A 1,468-nucleotide genomic window follows, 5' to 3' on the forward strand; every position below is an offset into this window, starting at 1 on the left:
TGTTTTACATCAAGGCGCTCAATCGAGCGCCTTTCCTTCAATCAGCACAGGAGAGTCAACATGGAATCCTTCTGGCTTTGCGACGACTGCCTGTTTGCTGCGGCTTACGAGGACTACAGCACGTTATCGCTCTACTACACGACGGATGAAATCGAGAAACGCATCGCCGGCATTCATCGTGGACTGGTTCGCTTAATGCCCATGAGTGCCGACTTCGATCCCGAAACCGGTCGGGGAATAAAAGCCTTCTCCCCATTGCCCTGCGACGGTTGTGACTCACACCTGCACGGACAACGCCACCGATTCACTCGGCTGTAAACAGCGCGTCATCGACTAATGCCCGCGACTCTATATCCACCTTGGGGACACCATGCCCCTCGGGCGTGTACCCCTGATTGTTCCCTTCGGAGGTACTACCATGAGCACCCCACTCACGCTGATTGAAGCCTCGAATTTCGAGGCTAATCGTATCGTCCTAGAAAACCAGCTGATCGACGAAGCGCTGCATATTCTGGATCGTCGGCTGTTCGCCCGCGGCCCTATCCTGACCTCACCTGACACTGTGGCCTCATACCTAAAACTGCACCTTGCGCAACAAGAGCATGAAGTCTTCGGTGTGATTTTTCTCGACGCCAAGCACCGCGTGTTGGCGTTCGAAGTCCTCTTTCACGGCAGCATTGATGGGGCCAGCGTTTACCCCAGACAGGTCGTTAAACGCTCATTGGCGCATAACGCTGCGGCCGCCATTTTTGTTCACAACCACCCCTCAGGGTGTACGGAACCCAGCCAGGCGGATCGCGTGCTGACGGCACGGCTGAAGGAGGCCTTGGCCTTAATCGAAGTGCGCGTACTGGATCACTTCATCGTGGGAGAAGGTCGTCCTCTCTCCCTTGCCGATTACGGCTGGCTTTAACCCTCACAGGCGCCTACGGGCGCCTTGTTCATTTCCATTCTGGAGAACCCTCATGAACCGAACCTCAGCCCTGCTGCCGGCCTCAAACCCATTTGTTCGCGGTTACGACAACCTTCGTATTGAACGGCTGCTACTGATCACCTACGAAGACGACTGCCCTCCCTGCTTTCGACCCTTGCACGATTCACAGGCCCATCTGCCCGACAATGAGCTGCAGCTGTTCCCCTGCCTGTTCAATAATGAGTTCGCCTTGATCAGCGAAGGCCAATCCATTCCGGAGGAGTTGGATGAACACTGCCAATCCACCGGACTGGTGCGCCAAGTGATCTACGCCGTGATGGGCGAAGTGCTCAACGAGCGGCATCACGTCGGCGATCTATACTCCCTGGAAGAAGCCCAAGCCATGGTTCATTGCTTGAGCTTCGAAACGGGACACTACAGTCGAACCTGGGAGATCAGTACCGCACACCTTTCTGAAGAAGCGATGTTCTATCTGGAAGGGTGGGTCAATCACTCCGCGCCGCGGCGAACCGGCCTTTTGTTCGAGCTTTTCGC

At 55.7% G+C, this 1,468-nt stretch carries 3 protein-coding genes; all 3 read left to right on the forward strand.

The genetic code is table 11. The annotated features are described in order from the left end of the window. The first annotated feature begins 60 nt into the window (after nt 1-60). Complete coding sequence (locus tag C8K58_RS32155; protein ID WP_108574929.1) at nt 61-318, forward strand: hypothetical protein; 258 nt, start codon at nt 61-63, stop codon at nt 316-318. 100 nt (nt 319-418) lie between these two features. After that, nucleotides 419-913 (forward strand): DNA repair protein RadC, encoded by a 495-nt coding sequence (gene radC / locus C8K58_RS32160; protein WP_108574930.1) that lies wholly within the window; start codon nt 419-421, stop codon nt 911-913. Between the two features lie 52 nt (nt 914-965). Continuing rightward, nucleotides 966-1,468 (forward strand): ABC transporter substrate-binding protein (locus tag C8K58_RS32165; protein WP_108574931.1); only part of this gene is annotated, 503 nt, incomplete at its 3' end.

Source organism: Pseudomonas sp. GV047, assembly GCF_003058245.1.
GTDB lineage: Bacteria > Pseudomonadota > Gammaproteobacteria > Pseudomonadales > Pseudomonadaceae > Aquipseudomonas > Aquipseudomonas marginalis.